Annotated in this window: 5 protein-coding genes and 1 rRNA gene; 2 read left to right on the top strand and 4 right to left on the bottom strand. The window is 71.0% G+C overall.

The annotated features are described in order from the left end of the window. Together rrf and ACZ3IJ_RS20980 are read left to right on the top strand one after the other, a co-directional pair. Window positions 1-92: ribosomal RNA gene (gene rrf / locus ACZ3IJ_RS20985) — 5S ribosomal RNA — on the top strand; the annotation flags it as partial. A gap of 305 nt (window positions 93-397) precedes the next feature. Next, window positions 398-2,176, top strand: coding sequence for a pentapeptide repeat-containing protein (locus ACZ3IJ_RS20980; RefSeq protein WP_467470256.1), 1,779 nt, complete (start codon window positions 398-400; stop codon window positions 2,174-2,176). A gap of 20 nt (window positions 2,177-2,196) precedes the next feature. Here ACZ3IJ_RS20980 and ACZ3IJ_RS20975 read toward each other — a convergent pair whose 3' ends face one another. The 4 genes from ACZ3IJ_RS20975 to ACZ3IJ_RS20960 all read right to left on the bottom strand — a co-directional run bounded on the left by ACZ3IJ_RS20975 (window position 2,197) and on the right by ACZ3IJ_RS20960 (window position 6,049). Beyond that, the gene (locus ACZ3IJ_RS20975; protein WP_467470254.1) at window positions 2,197-2,862 is read right to left on the bottom strand and encodes a response regulator; all 666 of its coding nucleotides are present in this window, start codon (window positions 2,860-2,862) and stop codon (window positions 2,197-2,199) included. Next, on the bottom strand, window positions 2,859-4,088 hold the full coding sequence (locus tag ACZ3IJ_RS20970; RefSeq protein ID WP_467470252.1) for a sensor histidine kinase: 1,230 nt from the start codon (window positions 4,086-4,088) through the stop codon (window positions 2,859-2,861). Before ACZ3IJ_RS20970 ends, ACZ3IJ_RS20975 begins: the two co-directional genes overlap by 4 nt. 249 nt (window positions 4,089-4,337) lie before the next feature. Continuing rightward, window positions 4,338-5,150 carry an ABC transporter permease gene (locus tag ACZ3IJ_RS20965; RefSeq protein ID WP_467470250.1) on the bottom strand — a complete coding sequence of 271 codons (813 nt, stop codon included), beginning with the start codon at window positions 5,148-5,150 and terminating at the stop codon, window positions 4,338-4,340. Next, window positions 5,147-6,049: an ABC transporter ATP-binding protein gene (locus ACZ3IJ_RS20960; RefSeq protein WP_467470248.1), complete on the bottom strand. Its 903-nt coding sequence runs from the start codon at window positions 6,047-6,049 to the stop codon at window positions 5,147-5,149. The genes ACZ3IJ_RS20965 and ACZ3IJ_RS20960 overlap by 4 nt, the downstream gene beginning before the upstream one ends. Window positions 6,050-6,065 lie beyond the last annotated feature (16 nt).

Genomic DNA, 6,065 nt, shown 5'->3' with positions numbered 1-6,065 from the left:
CGCCCGGTTACATTCCGAACCCGGAAGCTAAGCCTTTCAGCGCCGATGGTACTGCAGGGGGGACCCTGTGGGAGAGTAGGACGCCGCCGAACAATTTTTAGCCTCAACCCCTGGACCTGGTCCGGGGGTTGAGGCATTTTTGCGTTCTGTGAACTTTGCATCGTGGAGTGACTGGATACGGGCGTTAGCGGGGGTCTGCTGCACCTGGCTTGTCGTGGTCGGTGTCTGGCGGATCGTCGTGCGCTGTGCCGCGTTCGACGAGCCCCTCCGGCGTACTGGGCGTCACGTCCTTCTCGTGCCGCGGATCTTCGTGCGGCCACGGCGCGAGGAGATGAGGCGCGAGGTGCGGCGGGCCGTCGCGCTCCGCCGGCACCAGGGGGTGGCGAGCGCGATACCTATGAGTGAGCTCGTCGACCGGATGGTGGAGGAGGACCGTTCCGCGCGTGTCCTGGAGCGGGGGCTCTGGGTGTGGGCGACGCTGATCCCTGTCGTGCTCGCTGTCGGCGGCGTGGCGTTCGGTACCTGGTTCGTGATGGCCTCGGCCTTCGGGGAGGGACCGGGCAATGTCTTGATGGATCCTTACGATCTCTTCCTCCTTCTCTTCGGGAACCGAGGGTTCGTCTGGGGGGAGGGCGACTGTGGCGGCTGGAACCTCCTTCTGGGCTGTGAGCCGGACTTCGTGCCGTGGTGGGACGGTGTCGACGAAGGCTTCGGAGTAGGAATGTCGGTCGCTCTACTCGTGGCCGCCTGGTGGCTGCCGCGGGTGGCGCGGCGGGCGTTCGGTCTGTGGTCGAAGCAGCAGGTTCCGCTCCTGGCCTGCCTGACGATCCTCACCGTCTGCCGAGATGCCTTCCGGGTTCCTGCCTCGCCCGACGCGGCCCAGCTGGACGCCGGCACAGCCCGACTGCGGGCCGCCTTGCAAGACTTCGTCAGAGACGGCCTTCCGGCCGACGCCGAGCGCAAGGTCGAGCTCGAGGAGCACAGTTGGCGCGTGGCAGCGACCTTGCACGACGCCATGGGGCGGGTGCTCCGGGACGGTACGACAGCCCACCTTCCCCCGTTCGTCGAGCTGCTGGCGCAGCTGCAGGACCGGCTGTACGCGCCTCGATGGCTCGCCCTCGTCGACGCCACCCTGCTCACGTCCGGGCCGCCGCCTCCGCCCACACCCGCGCCTGGCGTCACTCCGGGTGCTGCCGCGTCCGATGCCGGACGCTGGCAGCGGTACCTGGCGATCGCGACGGCGATGCCCGCCATCCCCGCCCTCCTGGCTCTGGCATTCACCGCGATGACGCTCGGTCAGGCGCGCGACGCGCTGCGGGTCAGCGAGCGGGATCAGGTGGCCTCTTCGTACAACGAGACGGTCGCCAACCTCGGCGACGACTCCATGAACGTGAGGATCAGCAGTATCTACGCGCTCAAGCGGATGATGGAGGAGTCTCCGCGCGAGCAGCCGGCGATCGTGCAGGTGCTCAGCGCGTACGTTCGGGACCGCGCCAAAGCTCCGAAGAGCAAGGCGCAGATCGACGCGGTGCACAAGGACAGTGAGGCGCGGCTCGCCGACGATGTTCAGGCGTCGCTGAACGTGCTGGGACAACGGCCTGGTGGTGGCTCCGACGGCGAGGTGATCGATCTGCGTCATGCCTTCCTCGTCGGTGCGGATTTCGGAGGCGGGGACTTCAGCAATGCGGACTTCCGCGGAGCGGACCTCACGCGGGCGTATCTGCAGGACGGCTCGTTCCAGGACGTCTGGTTCACCAACGCCACCATGACCGACGCCACCCTGAGCGGAAGCTCGTTCGTGAACGCGGAGTTCATCGACACCGATCTCCGGGGCGTTGTGGCTCAGGGGGCATACCTGGACGCCACCGTGCTCACGGGCGCCGATCTGACCGGGGCCGTACTTTCCCCGCTGGGGGTCGCCGAACAGGATGTCGAGGGCGAGAGCAGCGGGTCCACCTCTCTCTCGGGCGCGGACCTGTCCGGAGCTGATCTGACCGACGCCGATCTGTCGGGTACGCGGTGCTACGGGACCGATTTCGGTAAGGACGACGCCAATGATCTGCCCGCCGCCGACCTCACCCGGACGGACTTCACAGAGGCCCGCCTCGAGAACGTGATTCTCGACGGGGCTGACCGGCGCACCGCGATCTGGGAGGGGGCAGTGGTGACCGAATAGCCGCTGCCCGGGGCCGCCGACTACCGATCGGGGGCCACCAGGTGGGTGTCGTAGGCCAGGATGACCGCCTGGACGCGGTCCCTCGCGCCTGTCTTCGCGAGGATGCGGCTCACGTGGGTCTTCACCGTCGACTCGGCCAGGTGGAGGCGTGCGGCGATCTCCGTGTTCGTCCAGCCCTGGGCGATGACCGTGAGGATCTCGCGTTCGCGGTCGGTGAGGGCCGTGAGGCGGGGGTCCGCGCGGGGTGCGCCCGGGGTGGGCGGGAGGTGGTGGATGTACGCGTCCAGGAGGCGGCGCGTCAGGCTGGGGGCCACCACCGCGTCGCCGCTCGCGACGGCGCGGATGCCGGAGAGGAGTTCCTCCGGCTGGGCGTCCTTGACCAGGAAGCCGCTGGCGCCGGCGCGCAGGCCCTCGTAGGCGTACTCGTCGAGGTCGAAGGTCGTGACGATCAGGACGCGGGTGCGGGCGCCCGTGGCGACGATGCGGCGGGTGGCTTCGATGCCGTCGAGGCCCGGCATCCGGATGTCCATGAGGGCGACGTCGGGGCGGTGGCGGTCCACGAGGCGGACCGCCTCGGTGCCGTTCGGCGCCTCGCCGACGACCGTCATGTCGTCCTGGCTCTCCAGCAGCATGCGGAAGCCGAAGCGTTGCATCGCCTGGTCGTCCGCGATCAGCACCGTCGTCACGAGGGGGAGTCCTCCAGGGGGAGTCGGAGCCGTACGCGCCAGCCGCCGTCCGGCAGCGGACCTGCTTCGAGCGTGCCGTCGTAGAGCGCGGCGCGTTCCCGCATTCCCGTAACGCCCTGGCCGATGCCCGTGGTTCCGGTGCCGTGCGCCCGGCCGGTGTCCGTGATCTCGACGGTCGACGCTTCCGGGCCGTACGAGAGGCGGACGGTCGCCTCGGCTCCGGCGCCCGCGTGCTTGAGGGTGTTCGTCAGGGCTTCCTGGACGACGCGGTAGACCGTCAGTTGCGCGCCCGTCGCGAGCGGTGGGGTCTCGCCGTGGATGTCCAGCCGTACCGGGAGGCCCGCGGTCCGCACGCCGGCGATGAGGTCGTCCAGGTCGTCCAGGGTGGGCTGTGGGTCGCGTACCGCCTCGCCGCGCAGCAGGCGGCGGAGTTCGGCGAGGGCCTGGCGGCTCGTCGTGCCGATGGCGTCGAGGGCTTCGGCGGCGCGTTCGGGGTTCTTGGCGGCCGCGTACCTGCCGCCGTCCGCGAGGCCGGTGATGACCGCGAGGTTGTGGCCGATGATGTCGTGCATCTCGCGGGCGATCCGGGTGCGTTCGGCGGCCGCCGCCAGCTGTGCCTGCTGGTCGCGTTCGACTTCGAGGCGGCGCGCCCGGTCGACGAGGGCGGCGGTGTGGTCCTGGCGGGAGCGGACCGCGATGCCGAGCAGGGCGGCCATCGCGTACGCCCACAGGGTGGGGACGACCTGTTGGTCCCAGCTGCCCTGGGGATAGCGGATCGCGCCCATGACCAGGGGCGGGGTGAGCAGCGCGAGTGTCCACGGGAGGGTGCGCAGGGGTCGTCGCAGCGCGATGTGGAAGACGGCGAGCAGCTGGAGGAGCCCGGCCTGGAGGAACGCGCCGGTCCCCTGGTTCACGAGCGCCACGCACGCCATCACCGCGAGGACCGCCATAGGCCGCCGGCGCCGCCACAGGAGGGGGAGGGTGAAGGCCAGGCTCATGGCGACGACGAGCCAGGCCGGTACGGAGGGGTCGGGGGCGGTGTTCCGCCAGCCGCCCATCGCGTCGATCAGGGCGGCGGCCGCCCAGAAGGCGGTGAGCAGCCCGTCCCAGGCTCTGGGGCGGCGCGTGTCGAAGGCTCGTACGCGCTGGGTCAGGCGCTGGATGTACCGGCTGAGGGGTTCCTCGCCGGTGCCGGGCTCCGTGCCGGGCTGCTTCTCCGTGATCACGCGTTCATCCTCGTACGCCGGCAGCCAGGGCCTGTCTTTCGGATCATGCCGGGCTCGCGACGCCTGGCACGCGCGCTCGCCGCGTTGTCGTCGGTCGTCGACGCTCCGCGTGGACTCTCCCCCGGCCTTCTGCCGGGGGACCCCCATCCTCCGCCTTGCGATCGCACGCTCCCCCAATCTCGGCTGCGCTCGAGCAGGGGGACCCCCACGCCGCCGCTCCCTGATCCGGCCTGATCCCAAAGCCAGGCCCTAGACGTCCCGGCGCTTCAGCAGCATCGCCGGGACGACCAGGGTCGCGGCTGCCCACAGGCACAGGGCGAGGAACGCGCCGCCCGGGGAGGCCGCGTGGGGCAGCGGGTCCGCGGAGCCGAGGGCGCCGGCGGCCTGGGTGGGGAAGTACGTGAGGGCCTTCTCGACGGCGTCGTACGGGAGCATGCCGAGGACCTCCGGCAGGATCAGCACCCCGCCGACGAAGGCTCCGATGCCGCCCGGCACCGAGCGCAGCGCGGCGCCGAGTCCGAGGGCGACGAGGCCGAGGAGCGTGACTCCGGCGGCGTTGCCCGCGATGGCGGCCCGGACTCCGTCGTCGGCGAGGGAGGCGGCCTGGTCGGTGTCGGAGAGGAAGAGCTGTGCGGTGAGGAAGGTGAGGAGGGCGGTCACGAAGGAGACGGTGAAGACGGTCGCCGTGAAGACGGTGGCCTTCGCCCACAGGACGGGCGTCCGGCGTGGGACGGCGGTGAGCGAGGCCCTGATCATGCCGGTCGAGTACTCGCCCGCCGTGACCAGGATGCCGAGGACGGCCAGGCAGATCGCGCCGAGCTGGGAGCCGTAGAGGGTGAGGATGACGGTGTCGACGTCGGAGTCGCCGCCGTCGGAGGTGTAGGTGGCGCCCATGAGGATGCCGACGCCGAGGAGGAAGGCGACGGAGGTGAGGACGGTGATCCAGGTGGAGCGGACCGTCCACAGCTTGTGCCATTCCGAGCGCAGGACGCGGGTGGGGGTGACGCGGTACGCGGAGGCGGGGGTCACGGCCGTCGGGGTCGGGGTGGGTGCCGTGGTCATGCTGCTGCTCCCTGGTATTCGACCGAGTCCTGGGTGAGGTCCATGAACGCCTGCTCCAGGGAGGCGGTCTCGGGGGTGAGTTCGAAGAGCGGTACGCCGTGGGCGGCGGCCGCGCGGCCGATGTCCGCGGCTTCGACGCCGGTGACGCGGAGGGTGTCGGCGGCCTCGCTGACGATCCGGGCCTGCGGAAGGAGGGCGGTGAGGCGGGCCGCGTCGGGGGTGACGACCTTGACCGAGGCGCCGCCCGATTCCCGTACCAGCGCGTCGACGGTGGTGTCCGCGAGGAGCCGGCCCTTGCCGATGACGACGAGGTGGTCGGCGGTCAGGGCCATCTCGCTCATGAGGTGGGAGGAGACCAGGACCGTACGGCCTTCGGCGGCGAGGGACTTGAGGAGCGTACGGATCCACAGCACGCCCTCGGGGTCGAGCCCGTTGACGGGCTCGTCGAGGACGACCGTCTCGGGGTCGCCGAGGAGTGCGGCGGCGATGCCGAGCCGCTGGCCCATGCCGAGCGAGAAGCCCTTGACGCGGCGCCGGGCCACCTCGGCGAGGCCGGTGAGGCCCAGGACGTGCTCGACGCGGGAGCGCGGGATGCCGTGGGTGTGGGCGAGCGCCATGAGGTGGTGGTGGGCGGAGCGGCCGGGGTGGATCGAGCGGGCTTCGAGGAGCGCGCCGACCTGGGTGAGCGGTGCGGGGTGCGCGGCGTAGGCGCGGCCGCCGATGGTGGCGCGGCCGCGGGTGGGGGCGTCCAGGCCGAGGAGCATCCGCAGGGTGGTGGACTTGCCCGCGCCGTTGGGGCCGAGGAAGCCGGTGATCGTGCCGGGGCGGACGGTGAAGCTGAGGTCCTGGACGACGGTCCTGTCGCCGTACCGCTTGGTGAGTTCTTCTGCTCGGATCATGTCCACGACGCTACGG

The sequence above is a fragment of the Streptomyces sp. NPDC013317 genome (assembly GCF_055563155.1).
The sequence above is the reverse complement of the archived record's forward strand: the minus strand, read 5'-3'. Positions and strand labels throughout refer to the sequence as shown.